At 69.6% G+C, this 24329-nt stretch carries 29 protein-coding genes; 12 read left to right on the top strand and 17 right to left on the bottom strand.

The window, feature by feature from the left end; translation table 11 throughout:
- Window positions 1-46 precede the first annotated feature (46 nt).
- Window positions 47-1309 (top strand): tyrosine--tRNA ligase, encoded by a 1263-nt coding sequence (gene tyrS / locus M3149_RS13630; protein ID WP_251710093.1) that lies wholly within the window; start codon window positions 47-49, stop codon window positions 1307-1309.
- Between the two features lie 96 nt (window positions 1310-1405).
- Here tyrS and M3149_RS13635 read toward each other — a convergent pair whose 3' ends face one another.
- From M3149_RS13635 to M3149_RS13650, 4 genes are all read right to left on the bottom strand, one after another.
- Complete coding sequence (locus tag M3149_RS13635; RefSeq protein ID WP_251710094.1) at window positions 1406-2086, bottom strand: ankyrin repeat domain-containing protein; 681 nt, start codon at window positions 2084-2086, stop codon at window positions 1406-1408.
- Window positions 2083-2589 (bottom strand): GlcG/HbpS family heme-binding protein, encoded by a 507-nt coding sequence (locus M3149_RS13640; protein WP_251710095.1) that lies wholly within the window; start codon window positions 2587-2589, stop codon window positions 2083-2085. The genes M3149_RS13635 and M3149_RS13640 overlap by 4 nt, the downstream gene beginning before the upstream one ends.
- Window positions 2590-2693: 104 nt before the next feature.
- Window positions 2694-3338, bottom strand: coding sequence for a response regulator transcription factor (locus tag M3149_RS13645; protein ID WP_251710096.1), 645 nt, complete (start codon window positions 3336-3338; stop codon window positions 2694-2696).
- Window positions 3335-4786: a sensor histidine kinase gene (locus M3149_RS13650; protein ID WP_251710097.1), complete on the bottom strand. Its 1452-nt coding sequence runs from the start codon at window positions 4784-4786 to the stop codon at window positions 3335-3337. The genes M3149_RS13645 and M3149_RS13650 overlap by 4 nt, the downstream gene beginning before the upstream one ends.
- A 32-nt stretch (window positions 4787-4818) precedes the next feature.
- On the opposite strand from M3149_RS13650, the gene M3149_RS13655 reads away from it, so the two are divergent.
- Window positions 4819-5745 carry a cation diffusion facilitator family transporter gene (locus M3149_RS13655; protein WP_251710098.1) on the top strand — a complete coding sequence of 309 codons (927 nt, stop codon included), beginning with the start codon at window positions 4819-4821 and terminating at the stop codon, window positions 5743-5745.
- The gene (gene dtd / locus M3149_RS13660) at window positions 5742-6185 is read left to right on the top strand and encodes a D-aminoacyl-tRNA deacylase (RefSeq protein ID WP_251710099.1); all 444 of its coding nucleotides are present in this window, start codon (window positions 5742-5744) and stop codon (window positions 6183-6185) included. The genes M3149_RS13655 and dtd overlap by 4 nt, the downstream gene beginning before the upstream one ends.
- 15 nt (window positions 6186-6200) lie before the next feature.
- On the opposite strand, the gene M3149_RS13665 is transcribed toward dtd, so the two are convergent.
- The 4 genes from M3149_RS13665 to M3149_RS13680 form a co-directional block, all read right to left on the bottom strand.
- Complete coding sequence (locus M3149_RS13665) at window positions 6201-6530, bottom strand: YegP family protein (protein ID WP_251710100.1); 330 nt, start codon at window positions 6528-6530, stop codon at window positions 6201-6203.
- Between the two features lie 116 nt (window positions 6531-6646).
- Window positions 6647-7102, bottom strand: coding sequence for an rRNA maturation RNase YbeY (ybeY, locus tag M3149_RS13670; protein ID WP_251710101.1), 456 nt, complete (start codon window positions 7100-7102; stop codon window positions 6647-6649).
- The gene (locus M3149_RS13675; RefSeq protein ID WP_251710102.1) at window positions 7102-7494 is read right to left on the bottom strand and encodes an MliC family protein; all 393 of its coding nucleotides are present in this window, start codon (window positions 7492-7494) and stop codon (window positions 7102-7104) included. Before M3149_RS13675 ends, ybeY begins: the two co-directional genes overlap by 1 nt.
- Window positions 7495-7506: 12 nt before the next feature.
- Window positions 7507-8493, bottom strand: a complete 987-nt coding sequence (locus tag M3149_RS13680) for a PhoH family protein (protein WP_251710103.1) — start codon at window positions 8491-8493, stop codon at window positions 7507-7509.
- Window positions 8494-8527: 34 nt separating this feature from the next.
- On the opposite strand from M3149_RS13680, the gene ruvA reads away from it, so the two are divergent.
- Genes ruvA through M3149_RS13695 form a run of 3 tightly spaced genes read left to right on the top strand, consistent with a single transcriptional unit; the run spans window position 8528 to window position 11251 of the window.
- Entirely contained in the window at window positions 8528-9106 is a 579-nt protein-coding gene (ruvA, locus tag M3149_RS13685) for a Holliday junction branch migration protein RuvA (RefSeq protein WP_251710104.1), read from the top strand.
- 3 nt (window positions 9107-9109) lie between these two features.
- Window positions 9110-10168 carry a Holliday junction branch migration DNA helicase RuvB gene (ruvB, locus tag M3149_RS13690; protein WP_251710105.1) on the top strand — a complete coding sequence of 353 codons (1059 nt, stop codon included), beginning with the start codon at window positions 9110-9112 and terminating at the stop codon, window positions 10166-10168.
- A 30-nt stretch (window positions 10169-10198) separates the two neighbouring features.
- Entirely contained in the window at window positions 10199-11251 is a 1053-nt protein-coding gene (locus M3149_RS13695; protein ID WP_251710106.1) for an SPOR domain-containing protein, read from the top strand.
- Between the two features lie 31 nt (window positions 11252-11282).
- Here the strand turns inward: M3149_RS13695 and M3149_RS13700 are convergent, their stop codons facing one another.
- Entirely contained in the window at window positions 11283-12449 is a 1167-nt protein-coding gene (locus M3149_RS13700; RefSeq protein WP_251710107.1) for a DSD1 family PLP-dependent enzyme, read from the bottom strand.
- The gene (locus M3149_RS13705; RefSeq protein ID WP_251710108.1) at window positions 12433-13083 is read right to left on the bottom strand and encodes a histidine phosphatase family protein; all 651 of its coding nucleotides are present in this window, start codon (window positions 13081-13083) and stop codon (window positions 12433-12435) included. The genes M3149_RS13700 and M3149_RS13705 overlap by 17 nt, the downstream gene beginning before the upstream one ends.
- Before the next feature lie 64 nt (window positions 13084-13147).
- Between M3149_RS13705 and M3149_RS23040 the strand changes: the two genes are divergently transcribed.
- Window positions 13148-15526 (top strand): hybrid sensor histidine kinase/response regulator, encoded by a 2379-nt coding sequence (locus M3149_RS23040; RefSeq protein ID WP_285887092.1) that lies wholly within the window; start codon window positions 13148-13150, stop codon window positions 15524-15526.
- Here the strand turns inward: M3149_RS23040 and M3149_RS13725 are convergent, their stop codons facing one another.
- Genes M3149_RS13725 through M3149_RS13740 form a run of 4 tightly spaced genes read right to left on the bottom strand, consistent with a single transcriptional unit; the run spans window position 15527 to window position 18320 of the window.
- On the bottom strand, window positions 15527-16189 hold the full coding sequence (locus tag M3149_RS13725) for a hypothetical protein (RefSeq protein WP_251710109.1): 663 nt from the start codon (window positions 16187-16189) through the stop codon (window positions 15527-15529). It lies immediately after the preceding gene.
- 37 nt (window positions 16190-16226) lie between these two features.
- Window positions 16227-17132 carry a tRNA 2-thiocytidine(32) synthetase TtcA gene (gene ttcA, locus M3149_RS13730; RefSeq protein WP_251710110.1) on the bottom strand — a complete coding sequence of 302 codons (906 nt, stop codon included), beginning with the start codon at window positions 17130-17132 and terminating at the stop codon, window positions 16227-16229.
- Between the two features lie 11 nt (window positions 17133-17143).
- Complete coding sequence (locus M3149_RS13735) at window positions 17144-17518, bottom strand: dihydroneopterin aldolase (protein WP_251710111.1); 375 nt, start codon at window positions 17516-17518, stop codon at window positions 17144-17146.
- A gap of 7 nt (window positions 17519-17525) precedes the next feature.
- Window positions 17526-18320, bottom strand: coding sequence for an SDR family oxidoreductase (locus tag M3149_RS13740; protein WP_251710112.1), 795 nt, complete (start codon window positions 18318-18320; stop codon window positions 17526-17528).
- An 8-nt stretch (window positions 18321-18328) separates the two neighbouring features.
- On the opposite strand from M3149_RS13740, the gene M3149_RS13745 reads away from it, so the two are divergent.
- The 3 genes from M3149_RS13745 to trxC are packed head-to-tail and all read left to right on the top strand — an operon-like array spanning window position 18329 to window position 20167.
- Entirely contained in the window at window positions 18329-19471 is a 1143-nt protein-coding gene (locus M3149_RS13745; protein WP_251710113.1) for a class I SAM-dependent methyltransferase, read from the top strand.
- An 11-nt stretch (window positions 19472-19482) separates the two neighbouring features.
- On the top strand, window positions 19483-19677 hold the full coding sequence (locus M3149_RS13750) for a DUF2905 domain-containing protein (protein ID WP_251710114.1): 195 nt from the start codon (window positions 19483-19485) through the stop codon (window positions 19675-19677).
- A gap of 40 nt (window positions 19678-19717) precedes the next feature.
- On the top strand, window positions 19718-20167 hold the full coding sequence (gene trxC, locus M3149_RS13755; protein WP_251710115.1) for a thioredoxin TrxC: 450 nt from the start codon (window positions 19718-19720) through the stop codon (window positions 20165-20167).
- 7 nt (window positions 20168-20174) lie between these two features.
- Here trxC and M3149_RS13760 read toward each other — a convergent pair whose 3' ends face one another.
- A complete protein-coding gene (locus tag M3149_RS13760; protein ID WP_251710116.1) occupies window positions 20175-21926 on the bottom strand; it encodes a hypothetical protein in 1752 nt (583 codons plus the stop codon).
- Window positions 21927-21962: 36 nt separating this feature from the next.
- Window positions 21963-22439 (bottom strand): type III secretion system chaperone, encoded by a 477-nt coding sequence (locus M3149_RS13765; RefSeq protein WP_251710117.1) that lies wholly within the window; start codon window positions 22437-22439, stop codon window positions 21963-21965.
- Between the two features lie 105 nt (window positions 22440-22544).
- Between M3149_RS13765 and glk the strand changes: the two genes are divergently transcribed.
- On the top strand, window positions 22545-23522 hold the full coding sequence (gene glk, locus M3149_RS13770; protein ID WP_251710118.1) for a glucokinase: 978 nt from the start codon (window positions 22545-22547) through the stop codon (window positions 23520-23522).
- A 52-nt stretch (window positions 23523-23574) separates the two neighbouring features.
- The gene (locus M3149_RS13775; protein ID WP_251710119.1) at window positions 23575-23823 is read left to right on the top strand and encodes a hypothetical protein; all 249 of its coding nucleotides are present in this window, start codon (window positions 23575-23577) and stop codon (window positions 23821-23823) included.
- Between the two features lie 7 nt (window positions 23824-23830).
- Here the strand turns inward: M3149_RS13775 and M3149_RS13780 are convergent, their stop codons facing one another.
- Window positions 23831-24259, bottom strand: a complete 429-nt coding sequence (locus M3149_RS13780; RefSeq protein ID WP_251710120.1) for a hypothetical protein — start codon at window positions 24257-24259, stop codon at window positions 23831-23833.
- Between the last annotated feature and the right edge of the window lie 70 nt (window positions 24260-24329).

A 24329-nucleotide genomic window follows, 5' to 3' on the forward strand; every position in this document is an offset into this window, starting at 1 on the left:
GCAAGTGTAACGACGCCACGGCCCCCTCCCATCGGAAGAAACACGTATGAATAAAGGTTCAATTTCGCCCGACAAGTCCGCGGCAGACGCGAGCGGCACCGCTGCGCTGACGGACGGCGTGCGCCACGCCCTGGCCGTGACGCGCCGGGGGTGCGAAGAATTGATCCCCGAAGCGGACTGGGTGCAAAAATTGTCACGCTCGGAGCGCACCGGCACGCCGTTGCGCATCAAGCTCGGGCTGGACCCGACGGCGCCCGACATCCACATCGGCCACACCGTGGTGCTCAACAAGATGCGCCAGCTCCAGGACCTGGGGCACACGGTGATCTTCCTGATCGGCGACTTCACCAGCCTGATCGGCGACCCCTCGGGTCGCAACAGCACGCGCCCGCCGCTCACGCCCGAGCAGATCAAGGCCAACGCCGAGACCTACTACAAGCAGGCGAGCCTGGTGCTCGACCCGGCCAAGACCGAGATTCGCTACAACAGCGAGTGGAGCCTGCCGCTGGGCTCGATGGGCATGATCCAGCTGGCGGCCAAGTACACCGTGGCGCGCATGATGGAACGCAACGATTTCCACGACCGCTTCAAGGCCGGCACGCCGATCAGCGTGCATGAGTTCCTCTACCCGTTGATGCAGGGATACGACTCGGTGGCGCTCAAGAGCGACCTGGAGCTCGGCGGCACCGACCAGAAGTTCAACCTGCTCATGGGCCGCCACCTGCAGGCCGAGTACGGCCAGGAGCCGCAATGCATCCTGACCATGCCGCTGCTCGAAGGCCTTGATGGCGTCGAGAAGATGTCCAAGAGCAAGAACAACTACATCGGCATCACCGAAGACGCCAACACCATGTTCGCCAAGGTGCTGTCGATCTCGGACACGCTGATGTGGCGCTGGTACACGCTGTTGTCGTTCCAGACGATCGAGGCGATCGAGGCGCTGAAGCGGGAAGTGGCCAACGGGCGCAACCCCAAGGACGCGAAGGTGATGCTCGCCAAGGAGATCACCGCGCGTTTCCACAGCGCCGCTGCGGCCGATGCCGCCGAGCAGGACTTCATCAACCGCAGCAAGGGTGGCGTGCCCGACGAGATTCCCGAGGTGGCGCTCACGGGCGCGCCGCTGGGCATTGCGGCGCTGCTCAAGTCGGCCGGGCTCGCGCCCTCCAGCAGCGAGGCCAACCGCCTCATCGACGGCGGCGGCGTGCGCGTGGACGGCTCGGCCGTCAGTGACAAAGGCCTCAAGCTGAGCGCCGGCACCTATGTGGTGCAAGTCGGCAAGCGCAAGTTCGCGCGCGTCACGCTGGGCTGAAGGCGGCGGCGCAAACCGTTTGCCGCGGCGCGACCCCCCGGGCGGATCGGCCCCGGGGACAGCGTCCCGCGCAGCATCGCTGCGTGGGCGCTCAAGTCACCGTGCGCCGGCCTTTTCGAGCATCGCCACCATCTCGGCGTAGCCCCGCGCTTTCGCCAGGGCCAGCGGCGTCTGCCCATGGCGATCAGCGAGCTGCAGGTTGGCGCCGGCGTCGATCAGGGCCTTGAGCGTGGCCTGGTGGCGCTTGCCCCCGTCGCCCAGCACGATGGACTCGATCACGGCGGTCCAGTGCAGGTTGTTCACGTGGTCCAGCGGGGCGCCGGCGGCAATCAGTTGCCGCACCACGCCGTCGTGGCCCAGGTGCGCCGCGGCGATCAGGGCGGTGCCGTCATAGCGGCTGGTCACGAGCTTCGCACTTGCGCCCTGCGCCAGCAGCGTGCGCAGCGTGTCTTCGTCGTCGGCCACGGCGGCGATGGTCACCGCGTCATATCGACCGTGTTCCAGCTTCGCGTGGTTCGCGCCCGCTTCCATCAACACGCGAACCGCCGCGCCCTGGCGCGCAAAGGTGGCCACGTGCAGGGGCGTGCGACCGGCGCCGTCGGTGGCGTCGATCGCCGCACCAGCCTTGAGCAGGCGCGCGATCTGCGCCACGTCGCCGCGCTGCGCTGCGGCGTGCAGGCCCTGGTAGGCCGCGCTCTCGGCGGGCGACGGCGGCACCTGGGCCATGGCACTGGCCGCGGTCGTGGCCAGCGTCAGCAAGAGCGCACGGCGCTTCATTGCAGGGCCGCCTTCACCTGTTCCAGCGCGGCCATGGCGCACTGTTCGTCGAGGTGGCCGCCTGGCGCACCGCCCACGCCCACCGCGCCGATGACCTCGTTGCCGGCGCGCACCGGCACGCCGCCGCCAAGCAGCAGGAAGCCCGGGATGTCCTTCAGGTTGGCGGCTGCGGGGTTCTTCTGTGCCGCTTCCATCATGGCCAGCGTGGTGTTGCGCGCCGAGGCCGAGGTGTAGGCCTTCAGGCGGCTGGCCTCGAGCGTGTGCGGACCGGCATTGTCAGCGCGCTGCAGGGCGCGCAGGTTGCCGGCGCGATCCACCACCACGGCCGTCACGGCGTGCCCGTTGGCGCTGCACGCGGCCACGGTGGCGGTGGCGATCTGGTTGGCCAGCTCGAGCGAGAGCACGCGCTCGCTGCGCACCAAAGGTGCGGCGGATTGGGCTTGTGTCAGAGCGGTGGCGCCGAGCAAGGCAATGGCGAGGGCGGTGCGGATGGGGGTGTTCATGTGGGTCTCCGGGAGGGCGTTGCGGTTCGATCAACCGTGCCTGCACTGTAGGAATCGCGGGCCGTGCGCGCCATTCGCGCGGCTACGTCCGCCACTGCGTAGAACTACGCAGCAGGCCCTTGCCCGGCCACCAGCGCCGCGTAGCCGCGCACCAGTTGCGCGAGCGAATCGACCTGCAGCTTCTCGAACACGTGTGCGCGATGGGTTTCCACGGTGCGCGGCGACAGGTCGAGCACGCGCGCGATCGCCTTGTTCGACAGCCCCTCGACGATCAGTGCCAGCACCTCACGCTCGCGTGGCGACAACTGCAGCCAGCGCTCGCGCGCCGCGCGATCGGTCTGGGCGCGCTGGCGCGACTGCGCGTGCTGGCGAACCGCCTGCTGCAGCGCCTCGATCAGCGCCTCGTCGTCGACCGGCTTCTCCAGGAACTCGGCCGCGCCGGCCTTGAAGGCGCGGCGACACATCTCCACCGTGCCGTGGCCGGTGAGCATGATCACTGGCTGGTCCACGCCCTGCGCGATCAGCGTGTCGAGCACGCTCAGGCCGCTGATGCCGGGCATGCGCACGTCAAGCACGATGGCGCCGATGCCCTCGCGATCGAAGTCGCGCAAGAAGAGTTGCGGGTCGCCCCAGGACACCACGCGCAGGCCCACCGTGCCGATCAGCAAGGCCAGGCTCTCGCGCACCGCCTCGTCGTCGTCGATCAGGTGCACGGTGGGGGAAAGGGCGTCGTTTGGCGACGGTGTCATGGCGTGTGAAGCGGCAACTGGAGCGTGAAATGTGCGCCGCCCTCGGGCGCGTTGGCGGCGCTCAGTCGCCCGCCCTCGGCCTGCGCGAGCGACTCGCTGAGCGTCAGACCCAGGCCAAGGCCGCCGTCCCGCGTGGAGAAGAAGGGCTCGAACACGCGCGACAGTACATCGGGTGGCAGGCCCGGGCCGCTGTCGATCACGTCCAGCACGGCTTGCTTGCCTTCGCGCCGCACCGCCAGATGCAGCTCGCGCGCGCCCCCGGCCTGTCGGTCCATGGCCTGCAGGGCGTTGGCGATCAGGTTGTGCACGATCTGATCGATCGCAACCGTATCGGCCATCACCTGCACGGGCTCGCTTGCACGCCAGCGCACCGACACACCGCAACGTTCGATTTCGGGCTGCAGCAGGTGCAGCGCCTCGCGCACGCAGGCCGCCAGGTCGAGCGCCACGCGTGCCGTGGACGCGTCCGCCGGCGCCTGCAGGCCGCGGCGCAGGCGGCCCAGGACGTCCGCCGCGCGTCGCGCCTGTGCCGCGGCCCGGCCCATGGCTTCGCGCGCGGTGTCCAGCTCGGGCGGGTTGTCGGCCAGCAGGCGCTGCGCGGCCTGGGTGCTGGCGAGCACTGCCGTCAGCGGTTGATTCAGCTCATGTGCCAGACCCGCAGCGAACTCACCCATGGCGTTGAGACGGCCGAGCTGGCCCAGTCGCAGCAGGGCCTCGGCGCGCTGTCGCGCCTCGCGTGAGCGCAGCGCGTGGCGCCATGCCACCAGCACGGTGGTCACGAACAGCGTCCATGCACCCATGGCCAACCAGGGCAGTTCACCCCACCCCACCCAGCGGATGGCCACCGCATGGAAAGGCTGGCTCTCGGCGGCCACCACCTTGTCGAAATCGAAGCGCCAACCGCGCGCTTGCGGCTGCCCGGGCTGCAGCACCAGCGACTGTCCGCGCCATTGCAGCGCCACCTGCACCGGGCTGTTCGCGCGGTCCATCGGCCAGTCGGCATCGGGCACCAGGCCAGCCAGCGCGATGTCGAGTGCGTAGGCGCCGTTGCCCGCGCCCTGCACCAGGGTGTAGCGGCCCTGTGCCAGCTCCGCGTCGGCCATGGCCGCGCGCCCGCTGGCCCGCGCGGCGGTTTCGGCCTCGGTGAGCGCGGCATCGGGCCAGGCGCCACCGGGCTCGCGCACCCGCACCTGCAACAGCCGAGGATGAATGGCGCTCAAACGGGGCAGGGCGTCGGCGCGTGCGGGCTCCAGCAGGGCCAATGTGGCAAGCACGGCGTCGTGCTGCACCACCTGCTGGCTCAGCAAACGGTGCACGATGCGCGCGTCGGTCTCGAACGCGGCGCGCTGCGCGTCGAGACCGCGTTGCGCGATCAGCCAGGCCCCGAGCAGCGACAGGCCCAGGCCCGCCGCGCCCCAGCTCAACCTTGACCACCACGCACGCTGCATGCGATCCATTCTGGCACGCGACAATGCGGTGCATGACCGATCTGCTTCAACGCCTCACGCCACGCCGCCTGCTTCAGGTCTCGGTGGTCGTGGCGCTGCTCACCATCGTGCTCAAGACCGCGGCCTGGTGGGTCACGGGCTCGGTGGGCCTGCTGTCCGACGCGCTGGAATCGCTGGTGAACCTGGCCGGTGCCACCTTCGGGCTGCTCATGGTCACCATCGCCGCGCGGCCGGCCGACGAAGACCACCCCTACGGCCACCACAAGGCCGAGTACTTCTCCTCCGGTTTCGAGGGCGTGCTGATCATCGTTGCAGCGATCGCCATCGGTTGGACCGCGGTGGACCGCCTGCTGGCGCCGCAGCCGCTGGAGCAGGTCGGCCTGGGGTTGTGGCTGTCCGTCATCAGCTCGGTGTTCAACGGCGTGCTCGCCTGGGTGATGTTGCGCGCCTCGCGCGTGCACCGCTCTGCTGCACTGGAGGGTGACGCCCGTCACTTGTTCACCGACGTGTGGACCTCCATCGGCGTGGTCGTGGGCATCCTGCTCGTTGGCGTCACCGGCTGGCTCTGGCTCGACCCGGTGATTGCCATCGCCGTGGCGCTCAACATCCTGCGCGAGGGTGCGCGATTGGTCTGGCGTGCCTCGCAGGGCCTGATGGACGAGGCGCTCGACCCCGTGCTGCAGGACACGATCGAGCGCACGCTGGCGCGTTACGCCAAAGAGCACCAGGGCCGCGAGATCGTGCGCTTCGACCACGTGATCACGCGCAAGGCTGGGCAACGCCGCTTTGCCGACCTGCACATGCACGTCCCGGGCGCCTGGACGCTGGCGCGCGCCGCGGCGCTGCGCGGCGAGGTGGAGCAGGCGCTCATGGACGCGGTGCCGGGCCTGCTGGCCAGCATCCAGCTGCTGCCCACCGATGTCGAGGCACTGGCGGTGGAAGACGAGGGTGTGCTGTGATCGCGCTGCTGCAACGGGTGAGCCAGGCCCGTGTCGACATCGCGGGCGAGACGGTGGGCGCCATCGGCCCGGGTCTGCTGGTGCTGGTGTGCGCCGAGCCCGCCGATACCGAGGCCGTGGGCCTGAAGCTGCTGCAGAAGATCCTCAAGCTGCGCATCTTTGCCGACGAGGCCGGCAAGATGAACCGCAGCGTGCAGGACGTGGGCGGTGGTCTCTTGATCGTCAGCCAGTTCACCCTGGCGGCCGACGTCTCGGGCGGCAACCGTCCGGGCTTTACCAACGCCGCGCCACCCGCCCTGGGCCAGGCGCTTTATGACGCCTTCGTGGCCGCGGCGCGCGCCGCGCACCCGGTGGTGGCCACCGGCCGCTTTGGCGCCGACATGGCGGTGCACTTGGTCAACGACGGCCCGGTGACGATCCCGCTGCGCATCGGCGCCTGAGCGCCGGCGCCGGCCTCAGGCGTCGCGCACCTCGGCGCTCGGGCCATTGGTCTTGACCGAATCGATGCCGTTCTGGCGCGAAGCCTCGGAGGTGTACATCTGGCTGGTGCCGATGACCTGGCCGTTGGACGCCTTGAGATTGAAGTAGAAGCGCCCGTCCGACGCGGTCTTGAGCTCGTAGCGTTCGGGCAGCGGTGCGTTCTTCTGCACCGACGCCACGCCGTTCTGCGCCGACGCCCTGGCGTCGTACTGCTCGCTGCGCAGGATCACCTGGGCATTCGCGGCCTTCAGCACAAACGAATGCTGCCCCTTGTCGTTCTTCGAGATTTCGTACCAGCCGGACATGATTGCTCCTCGGGTCGGGTTGAAGACACGGGGCATGTTACGCAGTGCGCATGACAGCCGCAGCCACCCGGCGGCGCCGATCGCTCCGGAATTACCCGCAGTCGCGGGCAGCCGTGTCAGGCATAAGGATTCTTTTCGCCCAGGCTGGCGAGGATGGCCACCTCGCGCGCCTCCATCGCTTCGGCGTCGGCCTCGCTGGTTTCATGATCCCAGCCCTGCGCGTGCAGCGCGCCGTGCACCAGCAGGTGCGCATAGTGCGCGGCCAGCGGCTTCTTCAGCTTTTTCGCTTCGGCCGCGATGACCGGCGCGCACAGCACCAGGTCGGCCGTCACCACCGGTTCGCGCGTGTAGTCGAAGGTGAGCACGTTGGTGGCGTAGTCGCGGCCGCGGTAGTCGCGGTTGAGGGCCTGGCCTTCCTCGGCGTCGACGATGCGCACGGTGAGTTCGGCCTCGCGTTCGAGCGCGCGGCGCAGGCAGCGCGCCACGAAGGCGCGCGGCAGTGCCGCGCGGTGTTCCGCCACGCCATCGAAGCGGCCGAACTGCAGCGAGAGCATGAGCGCGGGCAGGGCCATCAGCGCGCTGCCTTCTCGGCCTTGCAGTTGGCCAGCAGCACGCGCTCCTTCGCCGTGTGGTCGGCGGCCAGGAAGCTCAGGAATCCCTCGTCGCCCTTGGTGAACCAGCGCAGGCTGTGTTGCTCGTCGAGCGCGATGTAGCGCACGCCCGAGGCGCTGGTGCGGGCCTTGAGCAGCGCGGTGCGGCCGTCGTGATGCAGCGCTGCGAACGAATCGCCATGGCCGAATTCGAGATAGGCCACGTCGATGATGGCGCCGCCGTCGCAGCGATAGCGCACCGTTTCGCTGCTGTAGCCCGGGCCCTGCACGGCGCCGCTGGCAGGCGGCTTGGGGGGCAGCAGCTGGCAACCGCTGACCAGCGCGGTCAGGGCGAAAAGGGCGGGCAGGCGCATGGGCGGGCTCCTTCAGTCGGCGTTGCGGCGGCTGCGCCGCGGGGCGGGTTCGGCGTCGACTTCACGGGCCGGGCTGCGCGCTTCATAGGCGTCGACGATGCGCGCCACCAGGGGGTGGCGCACCACGTCGGCGCTGGTGAGGCGCGTGAAGCCGATGCCGGTGACGCGCTTCAACACCCGTTCGGCATCGATCAGGCCGCTCAATTGCGTGCGCGGCAGGTCGATCTGGCTCACATCGCCGGTGACCACGGCCTTGCTGCCGAAGCCAATGCGCGTGAGGAACATCTTCATCTGCTCGGGCGTGGTGTTCTGTGCCTCGTCGAGGATCACGAAGGCATGGTTGAGCGTGCGCCCACGCATGAAGGCCAGCGGCGCAATCTCGATCTGCTGGCGCTCGAAGGCTTTCTGCACCTTGTCGAAACCCATCAGGTCGTACAGCGCGTCGTACAGCGGGCGCAGGTAGGGGTCGACCTTCTGGCCCAGGTCACCGGGCAGGAAGCCCAGCTTCTCGCCGGCTTCCACCGCGGGGCGGGTGAGCACGATGCGTTGCACGGCGCTGCGCTCCAGCGCATCCACCGCGCAGGCCACCGCCAGGTAGGTCTTGCCGGTGCCGGCCGGGCCGATGCCGAAGGTGATGTCGTGCAGCGCCATGTTCTCCAGGTAGCGCGCCTGGTTGGGCGTGCGCCCGCGCACTTCGCCGCGGCGCGTCTGCATGGCCAGCGCGCCGTCGCCGGGCTCCTGCAGCGCGGTGTCGCCACTCAGCATGAGCTGCACCTGCTCGGGCGGGATCGGGCCGCGCGCCATCTCGTAGAGCGCCTGCAGCACTTCCAGCGCCTGCTGGGCCTTCGCCTTGGGGCCTTCGATGCGGAACTGCTCGAAACGGTGCGCCACCTTGACCTGCAGCGCCGCTTCGATGGAGCGGATGTGCGCGTCCAGCGGGCCGCACAGGTGCGCCATGCGGGTGTTGTCGGGCGGGCTGAAGGTGTGTCTGAGAATCAAGCCGATAATTCCTGAAGGCGCTGGAAGGACACCGATGATAGGCAAGTTGACCGGTACGTTGCTGGAGAAGAACCCACCCCAGATCCTGCTGGACTGCCATGGCGTGGGTTACGAGGTGGATGTGCCGATGAGCACCTTCTACCTCCTGCCCGCCAGCGGCGAGAATGTCTCGCTGCTGACCCACTTCGTGGTGCGCGAGGACGCGCAGATCCTCTACGGCTTTGCCTCCGCGGCCGAGCGCGATGCGTTTCGCCAGCTCATCAAGATCAGCGGCGTCGGGCCCCGCACCGCGCTGTCGGTGCTCTCCGGCCTGTCGGTGAACGACCTGGCCCAGGCCGTGAGCACGCAGGAGACCGGCCGCATCGTCAAGGTGCCCGGCATCGGCAAGAAGACGGCCGAGCGGCTGCTGCTCGAACTCAAGGGCAAGCTCGGTGTGGACCTGGGTCTGCCCGCCGGCGGCGTGGCGCGCAGCGACGCGCAAGCCGACATCCAGCAGGCCCTGATGGCCCTGGGTTACAACGAAAAGGACGCCGCCGCCGCGCTCAAGGCCCTGCCGGCCGATGTGGGCGTGGCCGACGGCATCAAGCTGGCGCTGAAGTCGCTTGCGAAGTAAGCCATGAGCATCCAGACCGACGACTTCGCCCCCGCACCGCGCGTCATCTCGCCGGTGACGGTCTCGCCCAAGGAAGAGGCGATCGAGCGCGCGCTGCGCCCCAAGCTGCTCGACGAGTATGTGGGCCAGATGAAGGTGCGCGAGCAGCTCGAGATCTTCATCGGCGCCGCGAAGAAGCGTGCCGAGGCGCTGGACCACGTGCTGCTGTTCGGCCCGCCCGGGCTGGGCAAGACCACGCTGTCGCACATCATTGCGCAGGAGCTGGGCGTGAACCTGCGCCAGACCAGCGGGCCGGTGCTGGAAAAGCCCAAGGACCTGGCGGCGCTGCTGACCAACCTCGAACCCAACGATGTGCTTTTCATCGACGAGATCCACCGGCTCTCGCCGGTGGTGGAGGAAATCCTCTACCCCGCGCTGGAGGACTACCAGATCGACATCATGATCGGCGAGGGCCCGGCGGCGCGCAGCATCAAGCTCGACTTGCAGCCCTTCACCCTGGTGGGCGCCACCACGCGCGCGGGCATGCTCACCAACCCGCTGCGCGACCGCTTCGGCATCGTCGCGCGGCTGGAGTTCTACACCGCCGAAGAGCTCACGCGCATCGTCACGCGCAGCGCCGGGCTGCTCAATGCGCCGATCGACGCCGATGGCGCGTTCGAGATCGCACGCCGCTCGCGTGGCACGCCGCGCATCGCCAACCGTCTGCTGCGCCGGGTGCGCGACTACGCCGACGTCAAGGGCGGCGGGCGCATCAGCAAGGACATCGCCGAACGCGCGCTGGCCATGCTCGACGTCGACCCGCAGGGTTTCGATCTGATGGACCGCAAGTTGCTGGAAGCGGTGATCCACCGTTTCGATGGCGGTCCGGTCGGGCTGGACAACATCGCCGCCAGCATCGGCGAAGAGCGCGACACGATCGAGGACGTGATCGAGCCCTACCTCATCCAGCAGGGCTACCTGCAGCGCACGCCGCGCGGACGCACCGCCACGCTGGCGGCCTACCGCCACCTGGGCGTGGTGCCGCCGCAGGGTGAGGGCACGTTGTTCGCCGATGGCGCCTGAACGCCCCGCCAGCGTCCATCGGCCCGCACCATGACCCAGACGCCGCCCGCCGCCACCACCGCCGGGGAACGGGTGTTGCCGCAACCGGCCAGCGCCACCGAGGCGCTGTACCGCGCCGCCCTGAGCGGCGCGCAGCTAGCGCATTACCTGCCAGCGTTCGCCCGTTTCGACGAGCTCGGGGTGGCGCGCACCCAATGGAACCACGCCGCGGCCTGGCTGGGCTGGCACTGGCTGCTGTACCACCGGCTGTGGCGCCATGCCTTGCTGCACGCGCTTGGGGTGGCGCTGGCCGTTGCCGCCTGGTGGTGGCTGCAGCGCGTCGCCGGCCCCTGGCCCGAGGGGGTGCGCTGGGGACTGCTCGTGGCCATTGCCGCGGTCGCCGTGGCGGTACCGGGGTTGTGGGGCGATGCCTGGCTGCACGCCGACGTGCGTCGGCGCATGACCGCCGCGGTGCGCCGCGCGCGCACCGTGCAGGAGGCCTGCACCTTGCTGGCCCGGCCATCGGCCGCGCAGCGCATGTGGATCGCCGTGATGGCGCTGGAGGCGGTGGCGCTGGTGGGCTGGCGTCTGGGTGGCCATGACGAAGGGGTGGCGTCCACCCCGCCAGCCCCCGAGCCCGTGCTGTCGGAGCGGGTGCCCGAGGTGCGGGAGGCGGTCGCAACAACACCAGCAACAACACCAGCCATAGCTGCCTCACCAGAGCCAACACCTGCGCCTGCACCTGCAACAGCAACAGCAACAGCAAGCGCATCCGCATCCGCATCCGTAAGCACCGAACCCCTGCCCAGCCCCCTGCCGACGCCCGAGCCCCCGGCCAACGCGGCAGGCGCCGACGCGCCACGTGCGCGTCTGGGCGGGCACGGTGTGGCCGTCGGCATCTTTGCCGATCCGGCCAACGCCGAGCGCGCGGCGCAGCGCCTGCGTGGCGCGGGCCTGCCGGTGGTGGTCGATCCGCTGGAATCGGCGCGCGGGCCGCTCACGCGGGTGCGCGTGGGGCCGTTGGGCACGCATGACGAGGCGCTCGGCGCCGCGGAGACGGTGCGCAACCTCGGCCTGGAGGCGAAGGTCTACGGCCCCCGCTGAGCCACCCGTTTGCCGCCGCTGGGGGGCGTTGTCAGCCGATCGCGCCGCGCGCGTCCACACGCAGCACGCGTTCGACACGGCCGCTGACCAGCCCGCCGCGCACGCCCACCATGGCATCGTGCAGGTTGACCGTCGGGTCGCAGTGGCCGGGCACCAGCCACACCGTGTCGCCCAGGGCGGGCAGGTGGTCGCCGCGCAACACGCCGTGTTCGTCGCCCCCGTTGGCGTAGCTCAGGCCATGGGGCCACCACACGCGCGGCAGTCCGCTGTCGATGGCGTGGCTCTTGTGGCCGGCGTCGATCACCGCATGGGCATCGCCACGGCTCATCACCTGTGCCTTCACGAACAGCGCGTGCTCGAAAGCCGGCGCACCCTCGTCGGGGGTGTTGGCGGCGTAATCGGCGTCCATGAACAGGTAGGAGCCGGCCTGCAGTTCGCCCCACAGGCCGCTGGCCGCTTCGTGGACGAAGGTGCCGGTGCCCGCGCCGGTGACCAGTGGCACCGCGATGCCCGCGGCCTCGATGAGCGCGCGCGTGTGCGCCACCGCCTGCGCCGCGCGGGCGATGGTGTCGCGGCGCTCGGCCACCGGGCGCTGGTGCTGGGCGCTGCCGTGGTAGGCCTGCAGCCCGATAAAGCGCAGCGTGCGCTGCGCGGCCACCGCGCGTGCCAGCGCGAGTGCGGGTTCGCCCGGCGTCACGCCGCAGCGGCCGTGGCCGACGTCGATCTCCACGAACACGTCGATGGCCTGCGGGTGGTTCACACCCGCGTGCGCCAGCGCCTCGCCCAGGCGCTGCACGCCCAGCGCGCTGTCCACCGCGATGGCAAAGCGCGTGCCGCCGTTGGCGTTCGCACGAACCGCCTGCGCCAGGCGCGCGAGCTTGGCCGGGTCCACCGCCTCGTTGCTCACGTAGATGTCCTCGACGCCCTGTGCCGCCAGCGCGAGCGCCTCGTCGATCTTCTGCACGCACACGCCCACCGCGCCGTGTGCCATCTGCAGCTTCGCGAGCTCGGCGCATTTGTGCATCTTCGCGTGCGGTCGCAGCCGCAGACCCCGCGCGGTGCAGAAATCGGCCATTCGGTGCAGGTTGCGCTCCATGGCGTCGAGGTCGATCACGAGCGCGGGCGTGTCGATGGCGGCCACGCCGTGGCCGATCAGCCCGTCAAAGCGAGCCAGCCGTGGGTCAGGCGCTGCGTTCATCGAGCACATCCTCGTCGTCGCCCACCTGCAGGTGGCTCACGTCGCCCCATCCCACCAGCGCCAGGCCCTCGGGCGACCACAGCAAGCGGTTGACGCCGGTGTTGGCCAGCTGCCAGGTGCGCGGGGCCTGCAGGTCCACGCGCGTGGCTGCACGGTAGAGCACGTCCAGCACGCCGCCGTGTGCCACCAGCAGGATCTGCTCGCCCACGTGCCGTTCAGCCAGGCGCAGCACCGTGGCCACCACGCGCTCGCGCAACTGCACCAGGGTTTCGCCGCCGGGCGGCGCGAAGTCGGGCATGCGCTTGCGCCAGGCCAGCGTTTCGGCCGGGTAGCGCAAGGCGAGTTCATCCCAGGTATGGCCTTCGAAGCGGCCAAAACCGCGCTCACGCAGGCCGATGTCGGCGTGCACCGGCAGGTCGTGCCGCTGCGCCACCGCCTGGGCGGTGTCGCGCGCGCGCTTGAGGTCGCTGCTGTAGATGGCGGCGATGGGCTCCTGGCCCAGGGCGCGCGCCAGCCGCGCGGCCTGCCAGCGGCCATGCTCGTTGAGGTCGATGTCGGTGTGCCCCTGGATGCGCGTGTCGCGGTTCCAGGTGGTCTCGCCGTGGCGAACGGCCAGGATGCGGGTGGCTTGCAAGGCGTTGGGTACTCGGGGGAAAGAACCGGTGAAATGTACCGGTCCTTGCGACACAATGGGCCGCATGGACATGCCGAGCGCACCTGGCGCCGACTTCACCACGCTGTTCCACTTCCTGCCGATCGGTGCTTACCGAAGCTCGGCCGAGGGACGCATGATCCACGCCAACGAGCAGCTGGCGCGCATCAACGGCTTTCGTGACGTCGAGGAGCTGCTTGACCGCGCGCGGCACGACCCCGATGGCTGGTATGTCGACCCGGCTCGCCGGCACGAATTCCAGTTGCGGCTGGCGCGCGACGGCGAGGTGCGCGGCTTCATCTCGGAAGTCAAGCGCCGCCACGACAGCGAGCGCATGTGGGTGAGCGAGAACGCGCACATGGTGCGCGACGCCGATGGCCGCGTGCTGTTCTACGAGGGCACGGTCGAAGACATCACGGAGCGCGTGGCCCAGCAGAAGGCCATGCGCGAGCAGCAGGAGCGCATGCAGGCGCTGGCCGACCAGATCCCCGGGGTGGTGTTTTCGCTGCTGGTGCGCCCGGACGGCACGCGCGCCTACCGTTTCGTCAGCTCGGGCGTGCGCGCGATGTACGGCTTCTCGCCCGAAGACCTGTTGCGCGATCCGATGCTGATCGCGCGCTACCGGCACCCGGAGGACATCGGCCGGCTCGACGGCGAGACCGAAGCCATCAAGGCTGGCAAGGTCGAACTTGCCGGCGAGTTCCGCATCGTGTTGCCCGATGGTCAGGTGAAGTGGATCTACAAGCGCTCCTGCGAGGTGCTGCGCGACAACGAAGGCGTGCACCGTGTGGGCGTGCTGCTCGACATCAGCGCGCGCAAGAGGGCCGAGGATGCTCTGCGCGAGAGCGAGGCGCTGTGGAAGCTCGCCCTGGAGAGCGCGGGGGAAGGTGTGTGGGACTGGAACCTCGTGACCGGCGAGGAGTACCTCTCGGACAGCCTGCTGTCGATGTACGGCTACACGCGCGACGAGGTGCAGGGCGTGGCCGAGGACCTGGACGCCCGCACCCACCCGGACGACATCCCCGCCATGATCGAGGCGAGACAGGCGCACTTCGAGGGCCGTGCGCGCCTGTACCGCAACGAGCACCGCGTGCGTGCCAAGGACGGCCGCTGGCTGTGGATCCTCACGCGCGGCATGGTGATCTCGCGCGACGAAAGCGGTCGACCCACGCGCATCGTGGGCACGCACACCGACATCACCGATCTCAAGCAGGCCGAGGAGCAGCAGCGCGTGCTGGAGGGCCAGTTGCGCGAGAGCCAGAAGATGGAGGCCATCGGCACGCTGGCCGGCGGGGTGGCGCACGACTTCAACAACCTGCTGGCCGCCATCCTGGGCAACCTGGTCCTCGCGCGCGAGGATGTCGGTGCCGAACACCCGGCGCAGGAAAGCCTGGCCGAGATCAACCGCGCGGCCATCCGCGCGCGCCAGCTGGTGCAGCAGATCCTCACCTTCAGCCGCCGTGGCGCCCAGGTGATGGAGCATCAGCCGCTGTTGCCCCTGGTGGAAGAGGCCCTGGGCCTGATGCGCTCGCTGCTGCCCGCGGGCGTGCGGCTGCTCACGCGGCTGTCCAAGGAGCCGCTGCCCGCGCTGGTGGACGCCACGCAAATGCAGCAGGTGCTCATGAACCTGTGCACCAACGCCTGGCAGGCGTTCGCGGGCCGCAGCGGCGAGGTCACCGTGGCACTGGAGCGCGTGGCGCTGGACGCCGCGCAGGCGCTCCAGCTGGGCGCGCTCGAGCCTGGTACCTACGCCCGCCTGAGCGTGGCCGACAACGGCCCCGGCATGGACGAGGTGACGCAGCGCCGCGTGTTCGAGCCCTTCTTCACCACCAAGGCGCCAGGCGCCGGCACGGGCCTCGGCCTGGCCGTGGTGCACGGCATCGTGAAGGCGCACCGGGGGGCCATCGGCCTCACCAGCCAGCCAGGTGCAGGCACGCGCTTCGACGTCTACCTGCCGCTGGCCGCCAGCGCGGCCGCGCCCCTGCCCGATCTTGCGGTCATACCGCCGCCCGCCCCGGCCGCCGCGCCCGAGGGTCGGCACGTGGTCTACATCGACGACTACGAGGCGCTGGTGTTCCTGGTGGGCCGGCTGCTGCGCAAGCAGGGCTACCGCGTGAGCACCTTCGAGTCGGGCGAGGCGGCGCTGGCGTGGTTCTCGCAGCACCCGCGGGAGCCGGTGGACCTGCTGGTGACAGACCAGAACATGCCCGGCATGGCCGGCGTGGAGGTGGTGCGCGAGCTGCGCCGGCTGCGCCCGGCGCTGCGCATGGCCATCGTATCCGGGCACGTGAGCGACACGCTCATCGCCGAAGCGGCCTCTGCCGGCGTGGACGACGTGCTCGCCAAGCAGGACAGCATGGACGCGCTGGGCGCCGCGATCCGTGGCCTGCTGGAACCCGCCGCCGGCACCGCGCCGGCGGTCTGATCAGCGCGGCACTTCGATGTTGACCTGACGCACGCCCGCGGGCGGTGTGGGAAAGCCCTGCAGCGCGGCATCGAGCATGGCCATCCAGAGCGCGGGGCTGCTGTTCCAGCGCCCGTCGTGCGCGCCGCGGGTTTCGTACACCACGCGCCCGGTCGAAGCGTCGCGCACCACCAGTGACACGGCACGCTGGTAGTACGGCGTCTCGAAACGCGGGAATGCGGGAAAGAAGATCACCTGACCGGTACCGGTGACCACATAGTCGCGCCCGGGCAGGGCAAAAGGCGAGCCGTACGGGCCCCAGCGATCCCAGGGGTCTTCCCAGGGCGCGCGAGGCAGGCGCACCGTGCTGGCGTTGACTTGCACGGTCCAGGGCGAAGCCACGCCCGTGGCAGCGCGGCTCCAGCCGAGCTTGGCGAGCGCCGCCTCGGCGTAGCGTTCCAGCTCGTCCTGGCTGCGCGCGCCCCGCTCGTCCTGCTGCGAGGGCAGGCGCTCGAATCGGTAGACCTGGGGGGGCGCGGGCACGGCATCGCTGGCGCCGCGGTCCTGCCAGCGGGGAAAGCTCTCGACCTGGTTGTCCACCAGGAACACCGAAGCGCAGCCCGACAGCAGTGCGGTGGCGACGATGACAACGGCGGCAAGGGCCGGACGCAGGGAAGCGGGCATGCGGTTACTCCGGGTGTCACCGGGTTCGGGCGTGCGCTCAGTCCCCGGCGGTGATCGGTATGACCGGACGCACCCAGCCGGGGTTCCCATCGGCGCCCGCCGCCGCCGGCGGCGCGCAGGGCTCCTCGTCGAACGCCTTGTCGCCGTCCTCGCTGGCCTCGCCGGTCGCGCGCAAGGTTTCAAACGGAAACAAGGAGCGGTCCAACAAGTGGCTGGGCACCACGTTCTGCAGCGCATTGAACATGTTTTCGACGCGGCCGGGGAATTTCGCGTCCCACTCGCGCAGCAGGTTGCCCACCTGCTTGCGCTGCAGATTCTCCTGGCTGCCGCACAGCGTGCAGGGAATGATCGGGAACTGGCGCACCTCGGCCCAGCGAGCGAGGTCCTTCTCGGGCACGTAGGCGAGCGGACGGATCACCACGTTCCTGCCATCGTCGCTCACCAGCTTCGGTGGCATGCCTTTGAGCTTGCCACCGAAGAACATGTTGAGCAGCAGCGTCTGCAGGATGTCGTCGCGGTGGTGGCCGAGCGCGATCTTGGTGGCGCCGAGCTCCCCGGCCACTCGGTAGAGGATGCCACGGCGCAGCCGGCTGCACAGGCTGCACAGCGTCTTGCCCTCGGGGATCACGCGCTTGACGATGGAATAGGTGTCCTGGTTCTCGATGTGGAACTTCACGCCGAGCTTGCCCAGGTACTCGGGCAGCACGTGCTCGGGAAAGCCGGGCTGCTTCTGGTCGAGGTTGACGGCGATGAGCTCGAAGTTCACCGGCGCGCGTTGCTGCAGCTTGAGCAGGATGTCGAGCAGGCCGTAGCTGTCCTTGCCGCCCGAGACGCAGACCATCACGCGGTCGCCTTCCTCGATCATGTTGAAGTCGACGATCGCGCGGCCGACCTCGCGGCACAGGCGTTTTTCGAGTTTGTGGTTTTCGCGTTCGATGTCCATGGTGCGTTCCTTCACCAGCTCCCGCTTTCCATGCGGATGGCGACCTCGCAGTCGTCGAAGATCTCCAGCTTGGCGATGCGCACGCGCACGCCGATCACGCCGGGCAGCTGCATCAGCCGGCGCGTGAGCTTGCCGATCAGGCTCTCCAGCAGGTTCACGTGCTCGGCGGTGCATTCGTCGATGATGATCTGGCGCACCTTGCGGTAGTCGAGGACGTGACCGATGTCGTCGTCGTGCGGCAGCAGCGGTTGTGTGCCCTGGTTGAGCTCGGCATCCACCCGGATCGGCTGCGGCGCCTGCTTCTCGCGGTCGAGGATGCCCAGGTTGGCATCGAAGCGCAGTCCGCTGAGCGTGAGGATCTGGTTGCCGGCGACGGTGGGGATCATGGGGTCCTCACATCAGGGAAAAGTCGCGCTCGAAGCGCATCAGGTGCTGGCCGCCGTCAACCAGCAGCGTGGTGCCGGTGATCGAGCCATTGTCCAGCGCAAAGGCCACGGCCGCGGCCACGTCGGCGGGGGTGGAGGAGCGACCCAGCGGCGACTGCCGGTGCAACTGGGCGAACTTCTCGTCCGACAGCATGTGGCTGGTGAGCGTGAGCCCCGGCGCTACGCCGACCACGCGCACGCGGGGCGCGAGCGCCAATGCCAGCATGGTGGTGGCCGCCTCCAGCGCCGCCTTGGACAGCGTGTAGCTGAAGAAGTCGGGGTTCATGTTCCACAGCTTCTGGTCGAGCAGGTTGACCACCGCGCCGCTACCGTCGCCCGCCGCCAGGTGCTCGTGCAGGGCTTGGGCCAGCAGCACCGCCGCGCCGGTGTTGGCTCGCAGGTGCGTGTCCATGGCGGCGTAGCCGAAGCTGGCGGCGCTGTCGTGCTCGAAGGTGGACGCGCTGTTGATCACCGCGTGCACGGCGCCGAAGTGCGCCGCCACCGCGGGCAGCAGGGCGCGAACGTTGGCTTCATCGCCCAGGTCGGCGAAGAAGGTGTGTGCGCTGCCGGCACGCCCGCTGGCGGCAGCGCAGTCGGCCGCGGTGGCGCGCGCCTCGTCCACCGAGTGCCGGTGGTGCACGGCCACGTTCCAGCCCGCGCGTGCCAGCGTGAGCGCGATTTCGCGGCCCAGGCGCTTGCCGGCGCCGGTGACGAGCGCTGTGCGGGGCGAAGGGGGGTGGAGGTCGGGTCGGGTCGGGGCCATCGGGGACAATGCGGCGCGTGAACACCGCACCCGTGAACGAGGCCAAGAGTGTAGCGAGCCCCCTGTCGGCACGCATTGCCACGGCCATCCGCGCCGCGGGCGGCTGGCTGCCCTTCGATCGCTTCATGGCCATGGCGCTGTACGAGCCGGGCCTGGGGTACTACGCCCACGGCAGCCGCAAGTTCGGCCACCTGCCGCAGCAAGGCAGCGATTTCGTCACCGCCCCCGAACTCACGCCGCTGTTCGGCCGCACGCTGGCGCGCCAGGTGGCGCAGGCGCTCGCGGCCACCGGCACGCGCGAGGTCTGGGAGTTCGGTGCCGGCAGCGGCGCGCTGGCGCGCCAGCTCATCGAGGGCCTGGCAGAACTTGGCCAGCCGCTCGAGGGCTACCGCATCGTTGACCTGTCGGGTGCGCTGCGCGAACGCCAGCGCGCCACGCTGGCCGCCCACGCCGACCGCGTGCAATGGCTCGATGCGCTGCCCGAGCGCTTCGAGGGCGTGGTGGTGGGCAACGAGGTGCTCGATGCGATGCCGGTGACGCTGCTCGCGCGCGTCGGCGGCGCCTGGTTCGAGCGCGGTGTGGCACTGGCCGATGACGGCGGCGATCGCCTGGCCTGGGCCGACCGCCCCACGGCGCTGCGCCCCCCACTGCCCGTGCCCGGTGAGCACGACTACCTGACCGAGATCCACCCGCAGGCCGAGGCCTTCGTGCGCACGCTGGGCGACCGCCTGGCGCGCGGCGCGGCCTTGCTCATCGACTACGGCTTCCCCGAGGCCGAGTACTACCACCCGCAGCGCGCCATGGGTACCCTGGTGGCGCACAGGGCGCATCGGCGCGACGACGACGTGTTGGGCGCCCCGGGCGAGAAGGACCTCACCGCGCACGTCAACTTCACCGGCATCGCACTTGCCGCACAGGGCGCCGGGCTGGACGTGATCGGCTACACCGGGCAGGGCCGCTTCCTGCTCAACGCCGGCCTGATCGATCTCGCGCGCGATGCGGGCGTGCGCGAGAACGCCAACCTGCTCAAGCTCGTGAACGAGCACGAGATGGGCGAGCTGTTCAAGGTCATCGCCCTGGCGCCGCGCGCCAGCAGTGCCGGCTGGGTGCCATTGGGCTTTGCCAGCGGCGACCGCACGCACCGTCTCTGAGGAATCCCGCCGTGATCCGCTGGATGATCGTCATCTTCCTGGCCTTGCTGCTGATCAGCTGGGCCACGCCGCTGTTCAAGAAGCTCGGCTTCGGCCGATTGCCCGGCGATTTTCACTTCAAGGCCTTCGGCCGCGAATGGTTCCTGCCGTTCGCGAGCACGGTGCTGCTCAGCCTGGTGGCCTCGCTCATCGGCTACCTGATCTGATGGCCTTGAGTTCGAGCGCGGTGGCCGCAACTGGCCCGCCATGAACGCCAGCGCCCTGCCCCTGCACACCGTGTGTCCGCATTGCGGCACCACCAACCGACTCTTGCCCGAGGCGCTGAATGCCGCGCCCGATTGCGGGCGTTGCCACCGCCCGCTGTTCACCGGTGCGCCGGTGTCGCTGGACGAAGCCGGCTTTCCCAAGACGATCGAAAAATCCGATTTGCCGGTGCTGGTGGACTTCTGGGCGCCCTGGTGCGGCCCCTGCCGCGCCATGGCGCCGCAGTACGAGGCCGCGGCGCGCGAGCTCGAGCCGCAGGTGCGCGTGGTCAAGGTCGACACCGAGGCGGCGCCGGCCCTGGCGGCGCAGCACAACATCCGCAGCATCCCCACGCTGGCCTTGTTCGTGGCCGGGCGCGAGATTGCCCGCCAACCCGGGGCCATGGGTGCATCCGACATCGTGCGCTGGGTGCGCGCCCGGTTGACGGGCTGAAGAGGGCTCAGGCGCCTGCGTTGTCCTGCGGCATGTCCGCGCGCGACAGGAAGCTGCGCCAGGCGAGCAGGAACTGGTCCCAGGCGGCCAGGTCGGCAGGGTCCATGCGGGCGCGATCGCCTTCGGTGGGGCAGTCGACCATCCTCAGGAAAGTCTGACGCAGCAGCGCCGCAGCCGTGGAAGCGTCCTCGCGCGCAACAGCCTTGGCGATCACGTGCCTTTCGAGGGCCGGTGCCAACACGTAGCGCGCCAGCATGTCGTTGCGCCAGGCGTTCTTCAGGGCTTCCTTGCGCTCGGGGGTGTTGCTGCTGGCGTCGATGGCGTCGATGCCGATGCGCAAGTCCTTGCGAAAGTCTGCGGGCAGCTGGTCTTCCAGGCCGGCCTGGGCGAAGAGCGGATGGAATGCCGCCACCGTGTCCCGCAACAGATCGCTGGCGTTCTGTCGTGCCAGGTCGGGCGGCAGCGAAGCGATCAAGCCGTCGATCGCCGGCAGGTGGGTGTCGAGGAACGTTTTCATGCCCGGCGTCTTGCCAGCCTGCACCGCCATGGTCTTGCCGATCGGGGTATTGGCCGAGAACGCCTGGTTGGGATCGTTGGCGTCGTCGGCGGCAACCTGAAGCTCGCGCTTGAGCCACTCACGCCGCTTGATGGGATCGGGCGTGCCTTCCCGCAGCAGATTGTCAAGCCGCGTCTGCCGCATCAACGGGGGGCTGACGCGCTGGTGTTTTTCGTGGGTCGCCTTGATCAACGTCAGGGTCTCGGCGTTCAGTTCGGGAAAGTCTTCGCTGAGGGCGATTTCATCTGCGGCCGTTCTGGCCGCGTTGTCATCCATCGCCGGGCGCAGCGTGCCCAGGGCGAAGCGGAGCGCCGCTGCCTTGATGGCCTGCGGATGGTTCGACAAAGGTGATTGGCGCGAGCTGGCGACAATCTGCAGGGCTTCCCGGCCCGGCCATTGCACGGCGTCCCGCGGCGTCTCGGTGATCAGGTTCATCGACGCCAGCATCTTCTCGACCTTGGCCAGGTCGCGGTGGTAAGCCACCGCGCAGGCCTGGGCCGCCTCCCGGGCCGACATGGCACGGGTCGGATCGCTCAGCAGCGGATGCATCGCGAGCTTGATCTGCAGGATGGCGGTCTCGTCGCCCGTCTGAGGGTAGTTGGGTGCGAGGCTGTTCATTGCATCGCGCGCCAGCGCCAGTTCCTTCACGTCGTTCGGGCACTGCTGGTGGGCGCAGGTTGTTGCCAGCTTGCGCAGGTCTGCCGCTTGGCTGGCGTCGTCGGCCACGGCGTTGCGCATCCGCGTCTTGAGGGTCTGGATGGCCTGGTCCCGCTCGGCCACGCTGGCGTCGTGACAGACGCCGAGTTGGTGCAGGGCGGCCGCGGCTGCGGCGTGGTAGTCGAGGTCGTTGAGCGTGCGGCTGGTCAGCGCCGCGTGGTCCTGTGTGAGGCCGATGCGCTCGGCAGTGCCTGCGCCGTACAGATCGTCCACCCGCCTCGCGAGCTCGCCCAGCGCGGCCTTGCTTTGATGCCGCAGGGCTTCACGCGAGGGCTTGTCGCCCAGCCGCGCCAGGAACTCGGTGGGTGAAAACAGTTTGCTGTAGAGCTTGCCGTTCTTGTAGCGCAGGTACTTCCCGGCGACGGCGTGGTGCTGGAAAGGCGTGGCCATGTCGCCGAGGCGCTTGGGGTCACCTCGGGGCACTTCCACCTTGTTCTTGATGCTGACGGCTTGCCTGACGTCCTGTCGGAACTTCTGAAGACTCATGGTGCTGGTTTGTCTGGATTGGGGCCGAGGATGGGTTCAGGCGCGCAGGCCCTGAGAAATGCCTGCGAGCCCCTCGATGGTCGATGCCCCGGCGGCGTTGGGCGACTGCATCAGGCTGCGCCATGCATGTGTCCGGTTGGCGAAACGCTCGAGGCATTCTCCAAGCCGCTCTTGCGCAAGCGCGGTGACGGGCAGGGTCTGTTGCAGTCGGTGTTCGCCAGTTGCGTCGATGCTGAACGCGGCGTCGGCGTGAAAACCTAGGTACTGCAGCATGAGTTCGTGCAACCTGTGCGAGCCCTGCGCGGGCCCGCTCATGCCGATGCCGGTGCTGATCGTGAGCAGGCCGCTATCGATGACAGCAACATCGATCCAGTGGTCATCTGCTGCCAGCAACCGCCAGGCCGGTGTCCCGTCTTCACGCACGAAGCCGAGCAGCTGGTCGGACTGGTCGATGGCCGCTGCGATGAGGGCGTCGAGGGTCTCCGGATCGTCGAGGGAATGAACGTCGTTCATGGGTGCTCTGCGCAACAGGTGGCAGCGCGCGCTGCCGGTCGTTGTCTGGGTAACGCGGGATGTGCTGTGGTTCCTGCGGCGCAGAGCCCCCTATGATTTCCCGCCATGAGATCGCCTCTACCCTGCGCCCGCCTGCTGGCCGACATCGGTGGCACCAATGCCCGCTTTGCCTGGCAGGCCGCGCCCGGCGCACCGATCGAAGCCCTGACCGTGCTGCCGGTGGCCGGGTTTGCGCGGCTGCAGGACGCGCTGCGCCACTACCTCGACACGCAGGCACCCGGCCCGGTGGGATCGGCGGCCATCGCGATCGCCAGCCCGGTGCTGGGCGACGCGGTGCGCATGACCAACCACGACTGGGCGTTCTCGCAACGCGATCTGCAGGCCGCGCTGGGCTTGCGGCACCTGCGCGTGCTCAACGACTTCACCGCGCTCGCACTGGCGCTACCGGCGCTGCCCGAGAGGCACCGTCGCCAGGTCGGCGGCGCGGCAGCGGATGCTGAGGGCGCGATCGGTCTGCTGGGCGCAGGCACCGGTCTGGGCGTCTCGGGCCTCGTGCCCGACGGGCGTGGCGGCTGGATACCGCTTCAGGGTGAGGGCGGGCACGTGACGCTGCCCGCGCAGGACGCGCGCGAGCGCGTGGTGGTCGATGGGCTGGCGCGCCGCCACGGCCACGCCTCGGCCGAGCGCGTGTGCAGCGGCGACGGGCTGCTCGACACGTTCCGTGTCCTGTGCGAGGCCGAGGGCGCAGCCACCCATGGCATCGAGACGCCGGCCGCGGTGGTCGAAGCGGCCTTGACGCCACGCCAACCACAGGCGGTGGCCGCGCTCGACGTGTTCTGCGCCTTGCTGGGTACGGTGGCCGGCAACCTCGCGCTCACACTGGGCGCGCGCGGTGGCGTCTACATCGGCGGTGGCATCGTGCCGCGCCTGGGCACACGCTTTGACGCCTCCGCCTTTCGCACGCGTTTCGAAGGCAAGGGCCGCTATGCCGACTACCTTCGTCCAATTCCGGTGTGGGTGATCACCGCGCCCGAGTCGCCGGCCTTGATGGGTGCGGCGCGCAGCCTGGACGGCTTGGATTGAGCACGGCCTTGGGGTACGCTGGGCTGCTCCGCAACCCGTTCATGGAGGCCGCATGAGCAACCCCCTGCGCACGGTTCTCGTGTTCACCCCCGAAGACCAAGCCTGGCTGCGCCGCATGCAGCTCATGGTGCCCGACTACTGGCGCGGCCACGGCGTGGCGCCGATCCCGGGCGACGTGTTTCGCGTCGGTGGGCGCCAATTCACGGTGCAGGGCCGGCTGTGGGAGCACGACCTGCAGGGGCCGTTGCTGCGTGTCTTCATCGGCTCGGCCCACGCCGAGAGCGATTCGGTGTTCGGCTGAGCACGGCTCAGCCGTCGTCCAGGTCCCACTCGAAGCCGCAGCGCTTGCAGCAAACGGGCACCAGGCGCTGGGCGTTGCCGTCGGTGCTTTCGGTGCGCGCGGGCCGCTCGGACAGCCGCAACTGGCCGTAGGCCTGGCAACGCGGGCAATTGGCCTGGTTGGCCAGCTCCTCGGCGTGCATCAGCAGATAGGTGTAGCGCTGCAGGGACCACAGCGTGACGGCGGCCGATACAACCACGAACACCGTGTTGAGCATCTTCTCTTCGCGGCTGGCGCCATCGAAGGCCTCGAAGCTGGCCAGCAGCGCCACGGCGGCCAGCACCGCCAGCGCCATGTGCGCGTGGCTCGAAAGCAACTCGCGCTCGTACCACTTGCGAAAGCCCAGCCGCCGGATGCCCTCGGCCAGGGGCGGGTTGAGCGGGTTGGGTGCGGGCATGGAAGCCTCCGGCGTTGGAGCAGCCATGCATGGTGGCACTGCGTGCACCGGGAAGCCAGCGCCGCCCGCC

Origin of the sequence: Hydrogenophaga intermedia (assembly GCF_023715105.1) — a bacterium.
In the GTDB taxonomy this organism is placed as follows: domain Bacteria; phylum Pseudomonadota; class Gammaproteobacteria; order Burkholderiales; family Burkholderiaceae_C; genus Hydrogenophaga; species Hydrogenophaga intermedia_A.

What these genes read in the sequence shown, in the direction of transcription:
- tyrS (WP_251710093.1), top strand. Translation starts at nt 47, where the DNA reads ATGAATAAAGGTTCAATTTCGCCCGACAAGTCCGCGGCAGACGCGAGC.
- M3149_RS13635 (WP_251710094.1), bottom strand. Translation starts at nt 2,086, where the DNA reads ATGAAGCGCCGTGCGCTCTTGCTGACGCTGGCCACGACCGCGGCCAGT.
- M3149_RS13640 (WP_251710095.1), bottom strand. Translation starts at nt 2,589, where the DNA reads ATGAACACCCCCATCCGCACCGCCCTCGCCATTGCCTTGCTCGGCGCC.
- M3149_RS13645 (WP_251710096.1), bottom strand. Translation starts at nt 3,338, where the DNA reads ATGACACCGTCGCCAAACGACGCCCTTTCCCCCACCGTGCACCTGATC.
- M3149_RS13650 (WP_251710097.1), bottom strand. Translation starts at nt 4,786, where the DNA reads ATGCAGCGTGCGTGGTGGTCAAGGTTGAGCTGGGGCGCGGCGGGCCTG.
- M3149_RS13655 (WP_251710098.1), top strand. Translation starts at nt 4,819, where the DNA reads ATGACCGATCTGCTTCAACGCCTCACGCCACGCCGCCTGCTTCAGGTC.
- M3149_RS13665 (WP_251710100.1), bottom strand. Translation starts at nt 6,530, where the DNA reads ATGTCCGGCTGGTACGAAATCTCGAAGAACGACAAGGGGCAGCATTCG.
- ybeY (WP_251710101.1), bottom strand. Translation starts at nt 7,102, where the DNA reads ATGGCCCTGCCCGCGCTCATGCTCTCGCTGCAGTTCGGCCGCTTCGAT.
- M3149_RS13675 (WP_251710102.1), bottom strand. Translation starts at nt 7,494, where the DNA reads ATGCGCCTGCCCGCCCTTTTCGCCCTGACCGCGCTGGTCAGCGGTTGC.
- ruvA (WP_251710104.1), top strand. Translation starts at nt 8,528, where the DNA reads ATGATAGGCAAGTTGACCGGTACGTTGCTGGAGAAGAACCCACCCCAG.
- ruvB (WP_251710105.1), top strand. Translation starts at nt 9,110, where the DNA reads ATGAGCATCCAGACCGACGACTTCGCCCCCGCACCGCGCGTCATCTCG.
- M3149_RS13695 (WP_251710106.1), top strand. Translation starts at nt 10,199, where the DNA reads ATGACCCAGACGCCGCCCGCCGCCACCACCGCCGGGGAACGGGTGTTG.
- M3149_RS13700 (WP_251710107.1), bottom strand. Translation starts at nt 12,449, where the DNA reads ATGAACGCAGCGCCTGACCCACGGCTGGCTCGCTTTGACGGGCTGATC.
- M3149_RS23040 (WP_285887092.1), top strand. Translation starts at nt 13,148, where the DNA reads ATGGACATGCCGAGCGCACCTGGCGCCGACTTCACCACGCTGTTCCAC.
- M3149_RS13725 (WP_251710109.1), bottom strand. Translation starts at nt 16,189, where the DNA reads ATGCCCGCTTCCCTGCGTCCGGCCCTTGCCGCCGTTGTCATCGTCGCC.
- ttcA (WP_251710110.1), bottom strand. Translation starts at nt 17,132, where the DNA reads ATGGACATCGAACGCGAAAACCACAAACTCGAAAAACGCCTGTGCCGC.
- M3149_RS13735 (WP_251710111.1), bottom strand. Translation starts at nt 17,518, where the DNA reads ATGATCCCCACCGTCGCCGGCAACCAGATCCTCACGCTCAGCGGACTG.
- M3149_RS13740 (WP_251710112.1), bottom strand. Translation starts at nt 18,320, where the DNA reads ATGGCCCCGACCCGACCCGACCTCCACCCCCCTTCGCCCCGCACAGCG.
- M3149_RS13745 (WP_251710113.1), top strand. Translation starts at nt 18,329, where the DNA reads ATGCGGCGCGTGAACACCGCACCCGTGAACGAGGCCAAGAGTGTAGCG.
- trxC (WP_251710115.1), top strand. Translation starts at nt 19,718, where the DNA reads ATGAACGCCAGCGCCCTGCCCCTGCACACCGTGTGTCCGCATTGCGGC.
- M3149_RS13760 (WP_251710116.1), bottom strand. Translation starts at nt 21,926, where the DNA reads ATGAGTCTTCAGAAGTTCCGACAGGACGTCAGGCAAGCCGTCAGCATC.
- M3149_RS13765 (WP_251710117.1), bottom strand. Translation starts at nt 22,439, where the DNA reads ATGAACGACGTTCATTCCCTCGACGATCCGGAGACCCTCGACGCCCTC.
- glk (WP_251710118.1), top strand. Translation starts at nt 22,545, where the DNA reads ATGAGATCGCCTCTACCCTGCGCCCGCCTGCTGGCCGACATCGGTGGC.
- M3149_RS13775 (WP_251710119.1), top strand. Translation starts at nt 23,575, where the DNA reads ATGAGCAACCCCCTGCGCACGGTTCTCGTGTTCACCCCCGAAGACCAA.
- M3149_RS13780 (WP_251710120.1), bottom strand. Translation starts at nt 24,259, where the DNA reads ATGCCCGCACCCAACCCGCTCAACCCGCCCCTGGCCGAGGGCATCCGG.